The organism is Sphingobium nicotianae (genome assembly GCF_018603885.1).
Taxonomy (GTDB): Bacteria; Pseudomonadota; Alphaproteobacteria; order Sphingomonadales; family Sphingomonadaceae; genus Sphingobium; species Sphingobium nicotianae.
The window spans coordinates 433,033-449,938 of record NZ_JAHGAW010000001.1 but is presented as its reverse complement, the minus strand read 5'-3'; the positions used below and the strand labels follow the sequence as shown (position 1 = coordinate 449,938).

Genomic DNA, 16,906 nt, shown 5'->3' with positions numbered 1-16,906 from the left:
ACCGGCCCCGATACGCCAAGGAAAAAAGGGGCGGCCGGTTGCCCGGTCGCCCCTCCTCTGCTCTGGGTTGAGAGACTGTAAGACGGCTCAGGCTGCGTTTTTGTCGCCAGCCGTGATGTCGATGACCTCGCCCTTGCCGTTGATGGCGATCTTGCGCGGCTTCATCGCGTCCGGGATCTCACGGACCAGCTCGACGGTAAGCAGGCCGTCGGCGAGATCGGCGCGCTCGACGCGGACGAAATCGGCCAGCTCGAAGCGGCGCTCAAAACCGCGATTGGCGATGCCGAGATGGAGGAATTTGCTGGTGTCGCTCTCGGCGATCTCAGCCTTGCGGCCGCTGATCTGGAGCAGGTTCTGCTGGGCGGTGATGTCGATCTCGTCGGGCTTGAAGCCGGCGACGGCGAGTGTCACGCGATAGCGATCCTCGTCCAGACGCTCGATATTGTAAGGCGGGTAATTGTCGCCCTGCTGCAGCCGCGCATTATTCTCGATCAGGTCGAAGAGGCGATCGAAGCCGACTGTGGAGCGACGATAGGGAGTCAGGTCGAAACCAGTACGCATAGGTCAAATCCTCCGTTTGGAGCGTGTTGAACGTGCGATGCCGGACCCGCGGCGGGCGTCCGGTTCATCCTCCGGCCCCATGACAGGCGACCGGATGGCCTGGAGATAATTTTGGACCGAGAGGTTTCAAGGGCAGGTCGTCACAAAGACTAAGCGCCCAGATCGTTGCCGATCCGGGCGCCCGTGGACGAAAAAATCGTCTCCCCCTTAGCCGTCGTCTCCACTCACCTTACCGGCCCCCTCAAGCGTGAAGGCGGGAGAGCGACGTCCCTGAACCACGGCCTGCTATGACAGCCTGTGTTTCGCTGGCGAAGCTAGGCGAGGTGCGCCGGGCTGTCACGGGGCAAACGGGGTTCCCGGATAATTGTCTCGGCATCTGTGTCAGTTCCGCAACAGATTTGAGGGATCACAGCTGACGCTACGACATGTCGCCTTTCCCGTAGCGGTTTGTCTGCGCCCTTGTCAGTCTCTTCGCCGCACCATAGAGGTGCGCCAATCGCCTGTCCCGGCCACCCGCTTCAAGGCTGCCCGCAGCATCATGATCCTTAACCGCTACGAACAGATGATCGCCCGGCGCTACCTGCTGCCGGGGAAGGGCGAGGGGTTCATCTTTCTCGTCGCCTCGATCAGCCTCGTCGCGGTCATGCTCGGTGTCGCCGCGCTGATCGTGGTGATGAGCGTGATGAACGGCTTTCGCGCCGAGCTGTTCGACAAGATCGTGGGGCTGAACGGCCATGCCGTGATCCAGGGCTATGGCGGCCGGCTCGACAACTGGCAGGCGATCGCCGCCGCTGCTCGCAACACGCCGGGCGTGACCCAGGCCACACCACTGATCGAGCAGCCCTTGCTCGCGACTTATCAGGGGCGCGTCGAGGCCGCGCTGATTCGCGGCATGACCGAGCATGACATTCGGGACAATCCCTCGCTCAAGAGCAAGCTGGTGGGCGGATCGCTCGACGCCGTGCGCGCCGGGAGCGGCAAAGTGGCGATCGGGTCCCGGTTGGCAGAAAATCTTGGCGTCACGGTGGGCGATACAATCAGTGTAATCAATCCGGCGGGGCGGTCGACGCCGTTCGGGACCGTGCCGCGGCAATTACCCTATGAAATCGGGGCGGTTTTCGAGATCGGCATCTACGATTACGACAAGGCATTCATCATCCTGCCGATGCAGGACGCGCAGACCTTGCTGCTGCTTGGCGACAAAGTCGGCATGGTGGAGGTGCAAACCGACGATCCGGACCGGGTCCAGCAGATCCTCGCGCCGCTCGCGAAACAGGTACAGGGCAAGGCGCTGGTCATCGACTGGCGGCAGATGAACTCGAGCCTGTTCGAAGCCCTCCAGGTCGACCGGGTGGTCTCTTTCGTCATCCTCTCGCTGATCATCCTGGTCGCGGTGTTCAACATCCTCTCCTCGCTCATCATGCTGGTGCGCGCCAAGACGCGCGACATCGCCATCCTGCGCACCATGGGCGCCTCGCGCAGCAGCCTGCTGCGCATCTTCGTGACGGTGGGCCTCGCCATCGGCACGATGGGGACGCTGGCGGGCACGGTGCTCGGCTTCATCATCCTCTTCTTCCGCCAGGGCATCCTCGACGGCGTGCAGTTCCTGACCGGGCAGCAGATCTGGGATCCGTCGATCCGCTTCCTGACGACGCTGCCGTCCAAGCCCGATCCGGTCGAGATCATCGGCATCTGCGTCATGTCGATCGGCTTCTCGTTCCTGGCGACGCTCTACCCGGCGCTCAAGGCCGCCAATACCGATCCCGTGCAGGTGCTGCGCTATGAGTGAAGTGCTCGCCGTCTCCGCGCTCTCGCGCAGCTTCACCCAGGGCGGGGCGCAGATCGACGTGCTGCGCGGTGTCGACCTGACCGTCGGCTCGGGCGAGATCGTCGCCCTGCTCGGTCCCTCGGGCACGGGCAAGTCGACCATGCTGCAGGCCGTTGGGCTCCTGGAAGGCGGCTATGGTGGTTCGATCCGCCTCTGCGGCATCGAGGTGGCGAACGAGGGCAATGAGGGGCGCACCAAATTACGGCGCGAGAAGCTCGGCTTCGTCTACCAGTTCCATCATCTGCTGCCCGATTTCAGCGCGGTCGAGAATGTGATTCTCCCCCAGCTCATTCTTGGAAAGACGCTGGAGGAAGCGCGGGCGCGCGCGGAGAGCCTGCTCGGCAGCCTTGGGCTGGCGCAGCGCCTCGATCACAAGCCGAGTCAGCTCTCGGGCGGCGAGCAGCAGCGCGTCGCCGTGGGCCGTGCACTCGCCAATCGCCCGGCGCTAGTGCTGGCCGACGAGCCCACCGGCAATCTCGACGAGCGCACGGCCGACATCGTCATCGACGAGTTCATCCGGCTGGTGCGTGAACAGGGCTCGGCCGCGGTGATCGCCACGCATAACGAGCGGCTTGCCGCGCGCATGGACAGGCTCGTGCGGCTGCATGACGGGAAACTGGAATAAGGCCCATCCCGCGCTGTGCGTTTCGACTTCACTGAAGACTGCAAGGCATGAAGGAGAGCGACCATGGCCAATATTCTCATCACGGGTGCCAATCGCGGCATCGGGCTGGAGCTGGCGCGCCAATATGCGGCCGACGGGCATGAGGTGATCCGCGCGATGCGGGGCGTGGACAAGGCCGACCCGCTGTTCGGAACAACGATCGCGCTCGATGTCACTGACGAGGAATCGATCGCCAAGGCGGTCGCGGGACTGGACGGCGAGGCGATCGATCTGCTGATCAACAATGCCGGTATTGCCGGGCCGACCCGACAGAGCGCGACGGACATGGACTTCGCCGGCTTCCAGCAGGTGATCGATGCCAATGTCTTCGGCCCGCTGCGCGTGACGCAGGCGCTGTTGCCCAATCTGCGCAAGGCGAGGGACGCGAAGGTGGCGGTGATGTCCAGCCGGATGGGGTCGCTCACGCTCGCGCAAGGGGGCAGCGTCGCCTATCGCACCTCGAAGGCGGCGGTGAACATGGCGTTCAAGCTGCTTGCCGGCGAGCTCAAGGGTGACGGGATCGCGGTGGCGATGCTGCATCCCGGCTGGGTCCGCACCGACATGGGCGGGCAGGGCGCGGACATCGATGTGCGGACCAGCGCGGCGGGCCTGCGCAAGGTGCTCGATGGGCTGAGCGTCGCGAACACCGGCTCGTTCTGGGCTTATGACGGTGAGGTTCTGCCCTGGTAGATGACGTCGCCCCGGCGCAAGCTGGGAGCTCTTGCGGACGCAAAGCGCGGGTCTGGATGAGTTCCCAGCTTTCGCTGGGATGACGAAGGAGAGGCGGGCCGCTCAGCTCTTCGCCAGCGATGCGAGTTTACCGAGGTCGATCGTCGCGACGGCGGCTTTCAACTCGTCGATGCTGCCAGCCTCGCCCTCGGCCTCGATCATGAAGCGCTTGCCGACCATGGTCGAGAAGGTGCCGCTGCTGTCGCCGCGATCCCATTTCTCGATCGTCAGATTGCCGTCCTTGGTCGTGGTGTGCTCGTAGCTGTCGCCATCCTCGCGATTCTGCTCGACGCCGAAGGCGGTGGCCATGCCGGCGATGGCACCGACCACGGTCATGTCGGAGACCTTCAATTTGAAGCTCTTGCCGCTCGCCTCATAGGTGCCCTCGGCATTGCTGGCGGGGCCGACCCGCTGGCTCTCGACAGCGGTGCGCTGATAACCGCCGATCGCGCCAGGCAGAAGTGCTTGAAGGGCGTCGGGCGCAACCGCCTGACTCTTGCCGTTGGCTGCGGCCTCCAGATCCTTCGTCGCCTGCTGAATCTTGCCGGTGTCGAGCGTGCCGACACCCGGAACGGAGACGCTGCCACCGTCCGAGCTCGTGACCGTGCCGCCGCCCATCACGCTGAGCGGCGACGCACCGAACAGACCGCCGATCGCCGATGTGAGTGCGCCGATGCAGACATAAATGACGATCATGCAGATCGCGGTCACGATCGTGTAGGTCAGCGCCTTGTCGACCGGCACCTTCATCAGGGGCATCGCGCCTGTGTAGAAGAGGTAGAAGGAATAGAGGCCGAGCAGGCCGAGGAAACCCAGCGACGGCACGATGCTGAAGAAGCCCGCCAGCCACGACGCGGTCATCGAATAGGCGACCAGCTTGAAGGCATTGCGCGAGCTCGATGCGCCGCCGAAATTTGGCGCGAGCTTGTCCGCCACAAAGCTCAGCGCGAACAGGCCGATGAGGCCGAGCACGAAGCTGGTGATCGCCAGCGACAGGCTGGACATCAGCGAGGGGCGATAGGTGATGCCGAAGGCACCATAACCGAACAGTTGGCTGCCGATCAGCAGCGCGACCGGGCCGATCGCCGCGAGCGGCACCGCGTAGCGGGTGAAAATATCGCCGCTGGACGTCGTCTCGCGATCGATGACCGGCCATTCGTCTTTTGGCTTGAGGATGATTGCCTTGGCGCGTTCGACGATCGAGCGGCCGGCACCTTCTGGCGTTCCGTCAGTCATGGCATTTGCACTCCCCCTGTCGAGAACAGGGCTGGTGTTGGATCATGAAACGGGCCTGCTGGCAAGATCGGGCGCGCCCGCAAAAGCTTGTGGACAAGTCGACAACAGACGATCGCGGCGCTTGTGTTGACGAGGGTGCTCGCCACATAAGCATGGCCATGCCGCATGCGCCCTACGTCCCGCTTCGCAACCTGTCGGCCTATACGCTGCTCGAGGGCGCCATCGCGCCCAAGCATCTGGCCTCGCGCGCCAAGGATCTGGGCTTTCCCGCCGCGGCGCTGACCGATCGCAACGGACTCTATGCCGCCATGTCCTTTTCGGAGGCGGCGGCGAAGGCCGGCGTACAACCGATCATCGGCGCGACTCTGGCGGTGGCGCGGCCGGATCGCCCCGAGACGGCGCCGCTCGCGCTCGACTGGCTGGTGCTGCTCGCCCAGGATGAGGCGGGCTACAGCAACCTCTGTGCTCTCGTCAGCCAGGCACATGTAGCCCGGCCGATGGAGGCGGAGGCGCATGTCGAGATGGCGACGCTGGCCCGCCATACCGAGGGGCTGATATGCCTTACCGCATCCGGCGAAGGCGCGCTGGCCCGGCTAATCGCCGAGGATCAGCCTGATGCGGCGGATGCCTATCTGGACCGGCTGCAGAGGCTGTTCGGTGACCGGCTGTATATCGAGCTGTCGCGCGCGGGCGATCCCGTCATGGAGCAAGCCGAGGCGACGCTGATCGATCTCGCTTATGCGCGCGACCTGCCCCTCGTCGCGACCAATCCCGCTTGCTATGCGGATGCCGACTTTCACGGTGCGCATGACGTGCTGCTGTGCATTGCAAACAGCAGCTATGTCGAAAGCGACGAGCGGCCGAAAAGCTCGCCACAAAGCTGGATGAAACCGGCCGACGAGATGGTGGCCCTGTTTGCCGACCTGCCCGAGGCGATCGCCAACACGCTGGTGGTGGCGCAGCGCTGCGCGGTGATGGCGCCCAAGCGCAAGCCGATCCTGCCGAGCCTCGCCGGCGATCGGGCGGGCGAGGAGGCGCAATTGCGCAGGGACGCGACCGACGGGCTGGTCGCGCGATTGGCGAAGCATCATCGTCATTCCCACGAAAGCGGGCATGACGAGGTTGGAGATGCAGAGCTCCGCACCCTCTACCCAGACTACTTCGCCCGCCTCGACTTCGAGCTGGACGTCATCATCCAGATGGGTTTCCCGGGCTACTTCCTGATCGTTGCCGACTTCATCAAATGGGCGAAGGGACAGGGCATCCCGGTGGGGCCGGGGCGCGGCTCCGGCGCGGGTTCCGTGGTGGCATGGTCGCTGACCATCACCGACCTCGATCCGCTCCAGCTCGGCCTGCTGTTCGAGCGCTTCCTCAATCCCGAGCGCGTCTCGATGCCGGACTTCGACATCGACTTTTGCGAAACGCGGCGCGGCGAAGTCATCCGCTACGTCCAGAACAAATATGGCGCCGACCATGTCGCCCAGATCATCACTTTCGGTACGCTCAAAGCCCGCGCTGCGCTGAAGGACACCGGCCGCGTTCTCCAGATGGGTTACAATCAGGTCGATCGGCTCGCGAAACTGGTGCCGAACCATCCGACCGATCCCTGGACGCTCAAGCGCACGATGAACGGATCGGCCGAATTCCTGGCCGAATATCAGGCCGACCGGCAGATCAAGCGGCTGGTCGACCAGGCCATGATGCTTGAGGGACTGCCCCGCAACAGCTCGACCCATGCCGCCGGCGTGGTGATCGGTGACCGGCCGCTGAGCGAGCTGGTGCCGCTCTACCGCGATCCCAAGTCGGACATGCAGGTGACCCAGTTCGACATGAAATATGTCGAGACCGCCGGCCTCGTGAAATTCGACTTTCTCGGCCTCAAGACGCTCTCCGTGCTCCAGCGCGCGGTGCAGCTTCTGGCCGAGCGCGGCGTCGGGATCGACCTCGACGGGCTCGAATGGACCGACGAGAAGACCTATGCCCTGCTCCAGCGCGGCGACACGGTCGGCGTGTTCCAGGTGGAATCAGAGGGCATGCGCAAGACGCTGGCGGCGGTGAAGCCGACGGTGTTCGAGGACATCATCGCGCTCGGCGCGCTCTATCGGCCCGGGCCGATGGACAATATCCCGATGTTCGGCCGCCGCAAGAACGGGCAGGAGGAGATCGAGTATCCCCATCCGCTGCTCGAGCCGATCCTGAAGGAGACCTACGGGATCTTCGTCTATCAGGAGCAGGTGATGCAGGCCGCGCAGATCCTGGCCGGCTATTCGCTCGGCGGCGCCGACCTCTTGCGCCGCGCCATGGGCAAGAAGGTCAAGGCGGAGATGGACGCCCAGCGCGCCACCTTTGTCGAGGGCTGCAAGGCGCACCACAATATCGACAAGAAGAAGGCCAACGAGCTGTTCGACTTGATCGACAAGTTCGCGGGCTACGGCTTCAACAAGAGCCACGCGGCCGCCTATGCGCTGCTGACCTATCAGACGGCCTGGCTCAAGGCGCATCATCCGGCGGAATTCTATGCTGCGTCGATGGCCTTCGACATTCATCAGACCGACAAGCTCTGCGTCTTCGTCGACGATATGCGGCGCATGGGGCTGACCTGCCTGCCGCCGGACATCAACGTCAGTCGCGCCGACTTCACGGTCGAGCCGGACCCGGCGGATCCGGTGCGGCAGGCCGTGCGCTATGCGCTGGGCGGCCTCAAGGGCGTCGGCGAGAAGGCGATGGAGACTCTGGTCGAAGAGCGCGAGCGGGGCGGGCCGTTCCAGGATCTCGACGATCTGGCCGAGCGCATCGAACCGCGCCTGCTCAACCGGCGCCAGCTGGAGAGCCTGGCGGCGGGCGGCGCGTTCGACACGCTCGGGCTGGACCGCGCCGTCGTCCATGCCGCCGCCGAGGCGATCCTTTCGGTCGCGGCCAAGGCGGCCGAGCAGCGCGAGAGCGGGCAGGGCGGGCTGTTCGGCGGCGACGATGTGCCGCATGCCAATGTGCCGCTGCCGCACGACGCGGTCTGGGCGCGCAACGAGCGCATGGAGCAGGAGAAGGACGCGTTCGGCTTCTATTTCTCGGCGCATCCCGTCGATCGCTATCGCCAGATCGCCCGCGAGCGCGGCGTGCGCACCTATGCCGAGCTGTGCGGCGCTGCGGATGGCCTGGGCAGCGGCGAGCGCACCGGTGCTGCGATGGCGGGACTGGTCGAGGAGCTGAAATGGCGCGACACCCGCAAGGGCGGCCGTTTCGTCTCGGCGAAATTCTCGGACAGCAGCGGGCAGTTCCAGGCGAGCTGCTTCGACGAGGAAGGCTGCAAGCTGCTCGCGCAGATGCACGAGCAGGGGGAATGCGCGCTGCTGACCGTCGAGCTTGACCGCCAGCCCGGCGAGGAAACGCCGCGCGTCACCGTGCGCGGGGTGACGCCTTTCTCGCGCGTACAGAGCGTCGCCAAGCTGCGGATGGTTGTCCGGGTCGACGCACCCGAGGCGATCAACCCACTGGCGGCGATGCTCGCCGACCGGCGGGGCGGCCGATCGGAAGTGCTGATTGAGACGCAGACGCCGCAGGGCGTCGCGCTGGTGCGGCTCGGCAGCGATTTCCAGGTCGACGGGGAATTGGCCGAACGCATCGAGGCGATCGCCGGCGTGAGCGCGGCCAGCATGACTCCGCTCGGCCCGCAGTTGCGCGTCGTCGCCTGAACGAAGCCATGTAGAATTTGCAATCCACGGCGGACGCTTAACCCGATGGGTCTTCTAACCCGCAGCAAGGCGTGGGGTCCCTGTCGGAAAGCGTGACACCGACCGGCAAGTCCCGTGTCTCTCGCAGGCCGTCACAGAAATTTGCGCCCGACGGCAGGATCCTCTGGGCGAACGATCTGTTTCTGGCGATGTTCGGCTAGGTGCCTCCTTGAGGCGGACATCAGCTCGACACGAAATCTGTCCATGCGGCTAAAACAGCCGTCCCTGATCGCTCGGCGGCACGAACAGATCCTTCCGTAGGCTGATCCGCCCGTCGTTGTGGATGCCATGCCGGGCGCGGGCCTTGTCGAAGCGCAGGCGGATGAGGTCGGCATAGGGCCCCTGTCCACGCATGCGGGTTCCAAAGTCCGGGTCGTTGTCCCGCCCACCACGGATCGACTGGATCTGGTGCATCACCTTGTCGGCACGATCGGGGAAATGCTCGGCGAGCCACTCGCGAAACAGCGGCGCGACCTCGAACGGCAGGCGCACTGGGATGTTTGAGACCGAGCGCGCACCCGCCTCGACCGTCGCCTCGACCAGCGCCTCAATCTCCATGTCGTTGATCGCCGGAATGATCGGCGAGATGCAGGCGTTCACCGGCACGCCCGCTTCGCTCAGCGCGCGGATCGCGGCGAGGCGCTTGCGCGGATGCGGAGCGCGCGGTTCCAGCTTGCGGGAGAGGGCTGGGTCGAGACTGGTCACCGAGAGAGCGACCGCGACCAGTTCCTGCGCGGCCATCGGTGCCAGCAGATCGAGATCGCGCGTGACCCGGTCGGACTTGGTGGTGATCATCAACGGGTGCCTACAGGCGGCGAGCACCTCGATGCAGGCGCGGGTGATGCGATAGCGGCCCTCGATCGGCTGATAGGGATCGGTGTTGGTCCCCATCGCGATGGTCCTGACGACATAGCGCGGTCTGGCGAGCTCGGCCCGCAGCAACCTGGCTGCTTCGGGTTTCACGAACAATCTGCTCTCGAAATCGAGGCCGGGCGATAGATCCATCCGGGCATGGGTCGGCCGCGCAAAGCAGTAGATGCAGCCATGCTCGCAGCCGGCGAACGCGTTGATCGATTGGGAAAATCCGATATCGGGGGAGCTGTTGCGCGTTATGATCGTCTTTGATTTCAGTTCGGTAACAGTAGTTCTGAGCTTTGATGCAGGACCATCGATTTCCTCAAACTCGTCCAGCCAATCGCCGTCTGCCTCACGTTGAGCGAGGTTAAAGCGTGTGCTCGCCTGATTGTTCGTCGCGCCGCGACCGTTTTTAAAGGGCATATGCAAAGAGAACATATATGAAACAAAAGGGCAAGTGGCCCGCGATCCAAACTGCCGGTTGCCCCTGTTTGTGGCGGTGGCTAAATATGAGCACATGGCTGAGCTGTTGCACGAGTATTGGGAAAGCGATGACGGTGGAGAGTTCGGCATCGTGCAAGAACGCTCCGATCAGTTGAGGCCGACTCTTTTTCCCGATGCTCGCTTTGTTTTCCGTCTCCGTGCGTCATCGTGGTTTGAGGCGATGCAATCATACCGAGAGCGGCTTGGTTATGGAGATTACAAGCCGCCAGTAGATTGTCCCGATACTTTTTACACCGACCAGGAGGCGAGGGAGCAGGTTGCTTACCTCAATCGTCGAAGCATTCCCTAGTCAGTTGCAACCGTTGCGGGGGTGCTCGCAGCCGCGATAGGCATTGATCGACTGGTCGAAGCCGACGTCCGGCGATGTGTTGCGCGTGATGATCGTCCGGGCGCGCTCCTCGGTGATCGTGGTGCGCAGCGGGGGCGGGGCGTCCTCGTCCTCCAGCCGAAAGTCCATCCAGTCGCCATCGACCTGCCGCGCGGGCAAGCTGAAACGTGACGAACCGACATTGGACGGGGCACCGCGGCCCTTGATCAGGGGCATGGCGGAAAAAGAACATAAAGAGAACAAATGTGCAGGCTCGCTTCAGCCGTTTCACCCCGGCCACGAAGCGTCGCAGCCCAAATTGACAAGACCCAGCCCGGCGCGCAGGCTGTCTTGCGGAACGGACTCGCCAGAGAGCGCGCCGAGTGAGGGAAACATATGACAGAACAGCGGGACGTCGTGATCGTCGGCGCGGGACCGGTCGGGTTCGTGACAGCCCTGGGCCTGGCGCGGCAGGGAATCGACGTGACGCTGATCGATGCCGAGCCGGGCATCGTCAATTCGCCGCGCGCCGCGATCTATCATCCGGTCACGATGGAACTGCTCGATCGGCTCGGCGTAATCGACGATTGCATGGCGATCGCCTTCCACTGCCACGGTCTCGCTATGCGCTATCCCGAGACCGGCGACATCATCGCCTTCAATTATGAGAAGGCGGCGCTGCCGGAGCAGAAATACAAGTTCAACCTGCACTTCGGGCAGCATGAGCTGGCCGCTGTCATCGCCGATCATCTCGCGCGCCTGCCCAATACGCGGGTGCACTGGAACCATCGGCTGGAAGGGCTGGTGCAGGATGGCGAGCGCGTCATGCTCGGAGTCGAGACGCCGGACGGGCGCAAGCAGATCAGCGCGCGCTGGGTGATCGGCGCGGACGGCGCGCGCAGCACGGTGCGGCATCTGCTCGGCCTGCCGTTCGAGGGGTTCACCTGGCCGGAGCGCTTTATCGCCACCAACGTCGAGGTCGATCTGCGCGCGCTCGGCTATTTCGACACCAATATGGTGATCGATCCCGTCAACTGGGCGGTGATCGCACGGCTCAGCCGCGGCAATCTCTGGCGGCTGACCTATGGCGAGGATGGCCGGCTCGACGAGGAGACGATGTGGGAACGTGTCCCCGCCCATTACCGCGCCTTCATGCCGCCCGAGACGGACTATAAGATCGTCCAGGCCGCGCCCTATCGCTGCCATGAGCGCAGCGCGCCGAGCTTCCGCGTCGATCGCGTCCTGCTCGCCGGCGATGCGGCCCATGCCTGCAACCCGTGCGGAGGCCTCGGCCTCACCACCGGCCTTATGGATGCCAATGCGCTGTTCCAGCTGCTCGGTGCGGTCATGCATGGTCATGTGGGCGAGGAAGCGCTGGACCATTATGCGCGCGAGCGGCGGCGCATCTTCCTGGAGATCACCTCGCCCAGCGCCCAGCATTTCAAGAAGCAGATGAGCGAGCCCGATCCGGCCGTGCGCGCACAGCAGCGCGAGGCCACGCGCAAGGCCATGGAGAATCCGTCCACGGCAACGATGTCGGCCGTCATCTCGCGGCGGATCGTCGGCGGTCCCCTGCCGGTCGGAGCAGCGCTCGCCCTCTGAGCGGCGTTGAGGTTTGCGAGGACCCCGCGCCGGGCTAGACTGGCGTCCAGGATTCGCGGCAGAGGGGAACGATCGATGCGATGGACATATCTGGCCGGCTGCGTGCTGGCGGCCGGCCTCGCCACGGCCAGCGCCGGCGCGGCCGACACGGAGCCCTGCGCCAAGGCCATGGTCTGCGCGAGCAGCCCGCAGACCGTCGTCGATGCATTGCAGGCGGCCGGCTACAAGGGCGTGCTCTCCAAGAGCAAAAGCGGCAACCCGATGATCGAGAGCGCGGCCAGCGGCTACAAGTTCTGGATCTATTTCTACGAGTGCGAGAAGGGCGCCGCCTGCGCCTCCATCCAGTTCAACATCACCTTCAACGACGATGACGGCGCCAATTCGGCCGAGCTCGCCAATCTGTGGAACAAGGACAAACGGTTCAGCCAGATGTCGTTCGACCCGTCCGACAGGTCGCTGAGCTTCAGCTATGACGTGACAACGTTGGGCGGACTCAACCAGAAGAATTTCGCCGACGTGATCGATTGGTGGGCCACGATGCTGGGCCAGCTCGGCCGTTTCTTCAAGGAGCATCCCGCCGGGAAATGAGCGAGTCGGGCTGATCCCGCTTGCGTGACCCCAGCGCCCCGGCAAGAACGGCAGCCACGTCACCGGACGGGATATCAAACTTGGGGGAAATATGGCTCTTCTGAAATGGATCGGCGGCGCCCTGCTGTTTTTTATGGCGGGCGGGGCGGCGCTGGCGAATGATACGACGGTCTGCGGCAAGGGGCTGGTCTGTGCGACCGTGCCCCAGACGGTGGTCGCGGCCATCGTCAAAGCGGGCCACAAGGCGGAGCTCGCCAAGGACGCCAACGGCGCCCCGCTGATCCACAGCGAGGCCAATGGCTATAAATACGACATTTATTTCTACGGTTGCACCGAGGGCAGCCTGTGCGACTCCCTGCAATTCTACATCAGCTTCGACGACGTGATCAGCAACGGCCAGGAGCTGGCCAATCTTTGGAACACCAGGAAGCGGTTCCTCCAGATGGCCTATGAGGACGGCAAATATTCCCGTCTGAGCTACGACGTGGCGACGATCGGCGGGATCACGCCGGAGAATTTCGCCGATATCCTGGCCTGGTGGGACTCGATGCTGGGCGAGGTGCCCAAGTTCTTCGAAGAGAATGCCAGGAAGCCGAAGAAGTGAGGCGCTTGCGCCAGGAGCGATGAGGCGATAGGTTCTCTTTTCGTTCCCATCCAGGAAAGTGTGGCCCGTGTCTCCGCTTGCGCTCAGTCTCATTTTCGCCGCGACCCTCGTCGGACTGCTCGCCGGCTGGCTGATCCGCGCGCGCATGGCTGCGCCGGTCGAGGCCGAGCGGCGGGCGCTGGCCGACCGGCTGGCGACGGTGGAGGAGATGCGGACCGCGGCGATCCGCGACCTCTTCGTCGCGCAGGAACGGGCCGGGCAGGCGGACGAGCTGCGCACCAAGCTGGAGCTGACCACGGCGGCGCGCGAACAGGCGGAGCGGACGCTGGCCGCGATCCGTGCCGATCATGCCGCGCGGACGGAAGGCTTCGAAGCGCAGATCAAGGCGCTCAACGAGGCGCGCGAGCAGCTCTCGGCGCAGTTCAGCGAGACTGCCGGCAAGCTGCTGGGCGAGGCGCAGCGCGCCCTGATCGAGCGAGCCGATCATCGTTTCAATCAGGCGCACGAGAAGAGCGAGGCGAGCCTGAAGGCGCTGCTGCAGCCTGTCGAGACGACGCTCAAGCGCTATGAGGAAGGCCTCGGCCGCGTCGAGAAGGAGCGGGTGGACAGCTATGCGGCGCTGCGCGAGTCGATCGAGTTGGTCCGCAGCGGGCAGGGGCAGGTGCGGGACGAGACGCAGCGGCTGGTCAATGCCCTGCGTTCCAGCCCCAAGGCGCGAGGGCGCTGGGGCGAGCAGTCGCTCCACAATCTGCTCGAGCAGGCCGGTCTCTCCGAGCATATCGACTATCTGCGCGAAGTCTCGGTCGACACCGAGGACGGGCGACTGCGGCCGGACGTGATCGTGCGCCTGCCGGGTGGGCGCGAGCTGATCATCGACGCGAAATGCTCGCTCAATGCCTATCAGGATGCCAGCGAGGCGGCCGACGATACCGCGCGCCTCGGCCATCTGCGCGCCCATGCCGCCGCGATCCGCCTCCACGCGCAGCAGCTTGGCGCCAAGGATTACTGGACGCGCTTCGGCAAGGCGGCGGACTATGTGGTGATGTTCATCCCCGGCGAGCATTTCCTCTCCGCCGCGCTGGAGCAGGATGCCGCGCTGTGGGAATGGGCGTTCGAGCGGCGCGTGCTGCTGGCGACGCCGACCAATCTCATCGCCATCACCCGCACTGTCGCGAGCGTCTGGCGGCAGGAGAAGCTGGCCGAGCAGGCGCAGGCGATCGGTGTGCTCGGCAAGGAGATGTATGAGCGGCTGTCGGTCGCGGCCGGGCACTTGTCCGCGCTCGGGCGCAGCCTCAACGGCTCGGTGGGGCATTACAACCGGTTTGTCTCCAGCTTCGAGAATCGCGTGCTGGTCACAGGCCGCCGCTTCAAGGAACTGAGCGTCGAGACCGGCTCGCGCGAGATCGATGCGATGGAACCGGTCGAGGCGCTGGCAAGATTGCCGGAGCTCGGGTCGGGCGAAGGGGCTGCTCCTGCCAATGATGCATCCGAGGCGGCGGAATAATCATCCGACGGGAGTAGGACAGGGCGTTCGCAAGAGCGCTCGTCATGACAAACCTCCCGCCGCCCCTTTCCCCCTCGCCAAAACCGCTTATGCTCGCTCTCAAGAGGGAGACCCATTCATGAGACAGTCCAGGGCGGCCCGGCTCGCCTGCCTCATCGGAGGAGCATTGATGACGTTGAGCAGTCCAGCCGCCGCAGCCGACGATGTCGACGCCCGCATCGACGGCGCAATGCCCGGCCTGATCGAGCTCTACCGCGATCTGCATGCGCATCCCGAGCTGAGCTTCCAGGAAGTGCAGACCGCCGCCAAGCTCGCCGCGCGGGCGAGGAAGCTGGGCTTCGCCGTGACCGAGAAGGTCGGCCAGACCGGCGTCGTCGCGGTGCTCAGGAACGGCACTGGCCCGGTGCTGATGATCCGCGCAGACATGGACGCGCTGCCGCTCGCCGAGAAGACCGGTCTGCCCTTCGCGTCGAAGGTCGTCGCCACCACGCGTGACGGCATCGAGAGCCCGGTCATGCATGCCTGCGGGCACGATACGCACATGTCCGCCTGGATCGGCGCGGCGCAGACGCTGTCGGCGATGAAGGACAGATGGTCCGGCACCCTCGTCATGATCCTGCAGCCTGCCGAGGAGATCGGCCTGGGCGCCAAGGCCATGATCGAGGACGGCCTGTTCACCCGCTTTCCCAAGCCCGATTATGTCATCGCCTTCCATGACAGCGCCGAGCTGCCGGCCGGGACGATCGGCTATCCCAAGGACTGGGCGCTGGCCAATGTCGACAGCATCGACCTGACCGTGCGCGGCGTCGGCGGCCATGGCGCCTATCCGCACATGACGAAGGATCCTATCGTCATCGCGAGCCGCATCGTCACCAGTCTCCAGACCCTGGTCAGCCGCGAGCGCGATCCGCAGGAGCCGGCGGTGGTCACGGTCGGCAGCTTCATCGCGGGCGCCAAGCATAATGTCATTCCCGACCAGGCGAAGCTGCTGATTACCGTGCGCAGCTATTCGGACGGGGCGCGGGACGCGCTGCTCAAGGGCATCGAGCGGATCGCGCGGGGCGAGGCGATCGCCGCCGGCGTGCCCGAGGACCGCATGCCGATCATGACGGCCGAGAAGGATTACACGCCTTCGACCTTCAACACGCCGGCGATCACGGAGCGGCTGGCCGGGGTCTTCGCCACGCATTTCGGCGCGGATCGGGTCAGGCCCGTGCCCCCGGTCATGGCCGGCGAGGATTTCAGCCAATATTATCGCACCGACAAGACGATCGAGAGCTTCATCTTCTGGGTCGGCGGCGTCGATCCCGCCAAGGTCGCGCGCGCGCACAAGGGCGAGATCAGCCTGCCGGGCCTCCACAGCCCGCTCTGGGCGCCCGATCCCGACGCGGTGATTGGCACCGCGAGCAAGGCGCTCACCGTGGCGGCGCTGGACATCCTGAAGAAATAGCGGGCGCTCATCCAGAGTCCGTCTTAGTAAGACGCACCTCTCCTGTCGTTCGTGTCGATCTGAACAAGAAAGGTTATAGTCGAAGCGAGTCCACTATTGCGACGCATTAGCAAATCGATCAATCAGGTCTCGATGATCGATTTCGCCGATCAAGCTCATTGCGACAATGCACTGGCGCGGGCGCCTCGCGTGGATACACTCCGACTGAACAAAAAGATCAGACGATCCCCGTTCGGTTGAAGGAGAGCGAAGATGGAACTCAAGGGTTCGAAGACCGAGGACAATCTCAAGGCCGCGTTTGCCGGCGAAAGCCAGGCCAATCGCCGCTATCTCTATTTCGCGCAGCAGGCCGACATTGAAGGCCATAACGACGTCGCGGCGGTGTTCCGCTCGACGGCTGAAGGTGAGACCGGCCACGCACATGGCCATCTCGAGTTCCTCCAGAGCGGCGGCGGCGATCCGGCGACCGACATGCCGATCGGTGATACGGTGAGCAACCTCAAGTCGGCGATCGCGGGCGAGACCCACGAATATACCGACATGTATCCGGGCATGGCCAAGACCGCGCGCGACGAGGGCTTCGACGAGATCGCCGAATGGTTCGAGACGCTCGCCAAGGCCGAGAAGAGCCACGCCGGCAAGTTCCAGAAGACGCTGGACGCAGTGCTGGCCGACGCCTGAGACGCTCCCCTTTGCTCAGACGTCAGATGTGGCCACCTGATTCGCCCCCTGATCAGGTGGCCGTT

At 64.6% G+C, this 16,906-nt stretch carries 14 protein-coding genes and 1 pseudogene; 11 read left to right on the top strand and 4 right to left on the bottom strand.

Annotation, left to right across the window (positions count from 1 at the left end):
* Positions 1-87 precede the first annotated feature (87 nt).
* On the bottom strand, positions 88-561 hold the full coding sequence (locus KK488_RS02240) for an Hsp20 family protein (RefSeq protein WP_214621483.1): 474 nt from the start codon (positions 559-561) through the stop codon (positions 88-90).
* A 538-nt stretch (positions 562-1,099) separates the two neighbouring features.
* Here KK488_RS02240 and KK488_RS02235 point away from each other — a divergent pair.
* The 3 genes from KK488_RS02235 (at position 1,100) to KK488_RS02225 (ending at position 3,743) form a co-directional block, all read left to right on the top strand.
* On the top strand, positions 1,100-2,350 hold the full coding sequence (locus KK488_RS02235; RefSeq protein WP_214621626.1) for a lipoprotein-releasing ABC transporter permease subunit: 1,251 nt from the start codon (positions 1,100-1,102) through the stop codon (positions 2,348-2,350).
* Positions 2,343-3,014: an ABC transporter ATP-binding protein gene (locus KK488_RS02230; protein ID WP_214621482.1), complete on the top strand. Its 672-nt coding sequence runs from the start codon at positions 2,343-2,345 to the stop codon at positions 3,012-3,014. Before KK488_RS02235 ends, KK488_RS02230 begins: the two co-directional genes overlap by 8 nt.
* 63 nt (positions 3,015-3,077) lie before the next feature.
* Positions 3,078-3,743 carry an SDR family oxidoreductase gene (locus KK488_RS02225; RefSeq protein ID WP_214621481.1) on the top strand — a complete coding sequence of 222 codons (666 nt, stop codon included), beginning with the start codon at positions 3,078-3,080 and terminating at the stop codon, positions 3,741-3,743.
* Between the two features lie 102 nt (positions 3,744-3,845).
* Here KK488_RS02225 and KK488_RS02220 read toward each other — a convergent pair whose 3' ends face one another.
* On the bottom strand, positions 3,846-5,018 hold the full coding sequence (locus KK488_RS02220; RefSeq protein WP_214621480.1) for a Yip1 family protein: 1,173 nt from the start codon (positions 5,016-5,018) through the stop codon (positions 3,846-3,848).
* A 158-nt stretch (positions 5,019-5,176) separates the two neighbouring features.
* Between KK488_RS02220 and dnaE the strand changes: the two genes are divergently transcribed.
* Entirely contained in the window at positions 5,177-8,707 is a 3,531-nt protein-coding gene (dnaE, locus tag KK488_RS02215; protein WP_214621625.1) for a DNA polymerase III subunit alpha, read from the top strand.
* A gap of 249 nt (positions 8,708-8,956) precedes the next feature.
* Here the strand turns inward: dnaE and KK488_RS02210 are convergent, their stop codons facing one another.
* Positions 8,957-10,024 (bottom strand): PA0069 family radical SAM protein, encoded by a 1,068-nt coding sequence (locus tag KK488_RS02210; protein ID WP_214621479.1) that lies wholly within the window; start codon positions 10,022-10,024, stop codon positions 8,957-8,959.
* Between the two features lie 94 nt (positions 10,025-10,118).
* Between KK488_RS02210 and KK488_RS02205 the strand changes: the two genes are divergently transcribed.
* Positions 10,119-10,394, top strand: a complete 276-nt coding sequence (locus KK488_RS02205; protein ID WP_214621478.1) for a hypothetical protein — start codon at positions 10,119-10,121, stop codon at positions 10,392-10,394.
* A 6-nt stretch (positions 10,395-10,400) separates the two neighbouring features.
* Here KK488_RS02205 and KK488_RS02200 read toward each other — a convergent pair.
* Positions 10,401-10,649: pseudogene (locus KK488_RS02200) on the bottom strand (PA0069 family radical SAM protein); the annotation flags it as partial.
* A 159-nt stretch (positions 10,650-10,808) separates the two neighbouring features.
* Between KK488_RS02200 and KK488_RS02195 the strand changes: the two are divergent.
* The 6 genes from KK488_RS02195 to KK488_RS02170 all read left to right on the top strand — a co-directional run bounded on the left by KK488_RS02195 (position 10,809) and on the right by KK488_RS02170 (position 16,841).
* Positions 10,809-12,014: an FAD-dependent oxidoreductase gene (locus tag KK488_RS02195; protein WP_214621476.1), complete on the top strand. Its 1,206-nt coding sequence runs from the start codon at positions 10,809-10,811 to the stop codon at positions 12,012-12,014.
* Between the two features lie 75 nt (positions 12,015-12,089).
* Positions 12,090-12,602, top strand: a complete 513-nt coding sequence (locus KK488_RS02190; RefSeq protein ID WP_214621475.1) for a YbjN domain-containing protein — start codon at positions 12,090-12,092, stop codon at positions 12,600-12,602.
* Positions 12,603-12,693: 91 nt separating this feature from the next.
* On the top strand, positions 12,694-13,206 hold the full coding sequence (locus KK488_RS02185) for a YbjN domain-containing protein (RefSeq protein WP_214621474.1): 513 nt from the start codon (positions 12,694-12,696) through the stop codon (positions 13,204-13,206).
* Between the two features lie 67 nt (positions 13,207-13,273).
* Positions 13,274-14,710, top strand: coding sequence for a DNA recombination protein RmuC (locus KK488_RS02180; RefSeq protein ID WP_214621473.1), 1,437 nt, complete (start codon positions 13,274-13,276; stop codon positions 14,708-14,710).
* Positions 14,711-14,828: 118 nt separating this feature from the next.
* On the top strand, positions 14,829-16,160 hold the full coding sequence (locus tag KK488_RS02175) for an amidohydrolase (protein ID WP_214621472.1): 1,332 nt from the start codon (positions 14,829-14,831) through the stop codon (positions 16,158-16,160).
* Between the two features lie 252 nt (positions 16,161-16,412).
* Complete coding sequence (locus KK488_RS02170; protein ID WP_214621471.1) at positions 16,413-16,841, top strand: rubrerythrin family protein; 429 nt, start codon at positions 16,413-16,415, stop codon at positions 16,839-16,841.
* Positions 16,842-16,906 lie beyond the last annotated feature (65 nt).

What these genes read in the sequence shown, in the direction of transcription:
- KK488_RS02175 (WP_214621472.1), top strand. Translation starts at nt 14,829, where the DNA reads ATGAGACAGTCCAGGGCGGCCCGGCTCGCCTGCCTCATCGGAGGAGCA.
- dnaE (WP_214621625.1), top strand. Translation starts at nt 5,177, where the DNA reads ATGCCGCATGCGCCCTACGTCCCGCTTCGCAACCTGTCGGCCTATACG.
- KK488_RS02205 (WP_214621478.1), top strand. Translation starts at nt 10,119, where the DNA reads ATGGCTGAGCTGTTGCACGAGTATTGGGAAAGCGATGACGGTGGAGAG.
- KK488_RS02195 (WP_214621476.1), top strand. Translation starts at nt 10,809, where the DNA reads ATGACAGAACAGCGGGACGTCGTGATCGTCGGCGCGGGACCGGTCGGG.
- KK488_RS02170 (WP_214621471.1), top strand. Translation starts at nt 16,413, where the DNA reads ATGGAACTCAAGGGTTCGAAGACCGAGGACAATCTCAAGGCCGCGTTT.
- KK488_RS02220 (WP_214621480.1), bottom strand. Translation starts at nt 5,018, where the DNA reads ATGACTGACGGAACGCCAGAAGGTGCCGGCCGCTCGATCGTCGAACGC.
- KK488_RS02210 (WP_214621479.1), bottom strand. Translation starts at nt 10,024, where the DNA reads ATGCCCTTTAAAAACGGTCGCGGCGCGACGAACAATCAGGCGAGCACA.
- KK488_RS02230 (WP_214621482.1), top strand. Translation starts at nt 2,343, where the DNA reads ATGAGTGAAGTGCTCGCCGTCTCCGCGCTCTCGCGCAGCTTCACCCAG.
- KK488_RS02225 (WP_214621481.1), top strand. Translation starts at nt 3,078, where the DNA reads ATGGCCAATATTCTCATCACGGGTGCCAATCGCGGCATCGGGCTGGAG.
- KK488_RS02190 (WP_214621475.1), top strand. Translation starts at nt 12,090, where the DNA reads ATGCGATGGACATATCTGGCCGGCTGCGTGCTGGCGGCCGGCCTCGCC.
- KK488_RS02240 (WP_214621483.1), bottom strand. Translation starts at nt 561, where the DNA reads ATGCGTACTGGTTTCGACCTGACTCCCTATCGTCGCTCCACAGTCGGC.
- KK488_RS02235 (WP_214621626.1), top strand. Translation starts at nt 1,100, where the DNA reads ATGATCCTTAACCGCTACGAACAGATGATCGCCCGGCGCTACCTGCTG.
- KK488_RS02185 (WP_214621474.1), top strand. Translation starts at nt 12,694, where the DNA reads ATGGCTCTTCTGAAATGGATCGGCGGCGCCCTGCTGTTTTTTATGGCG.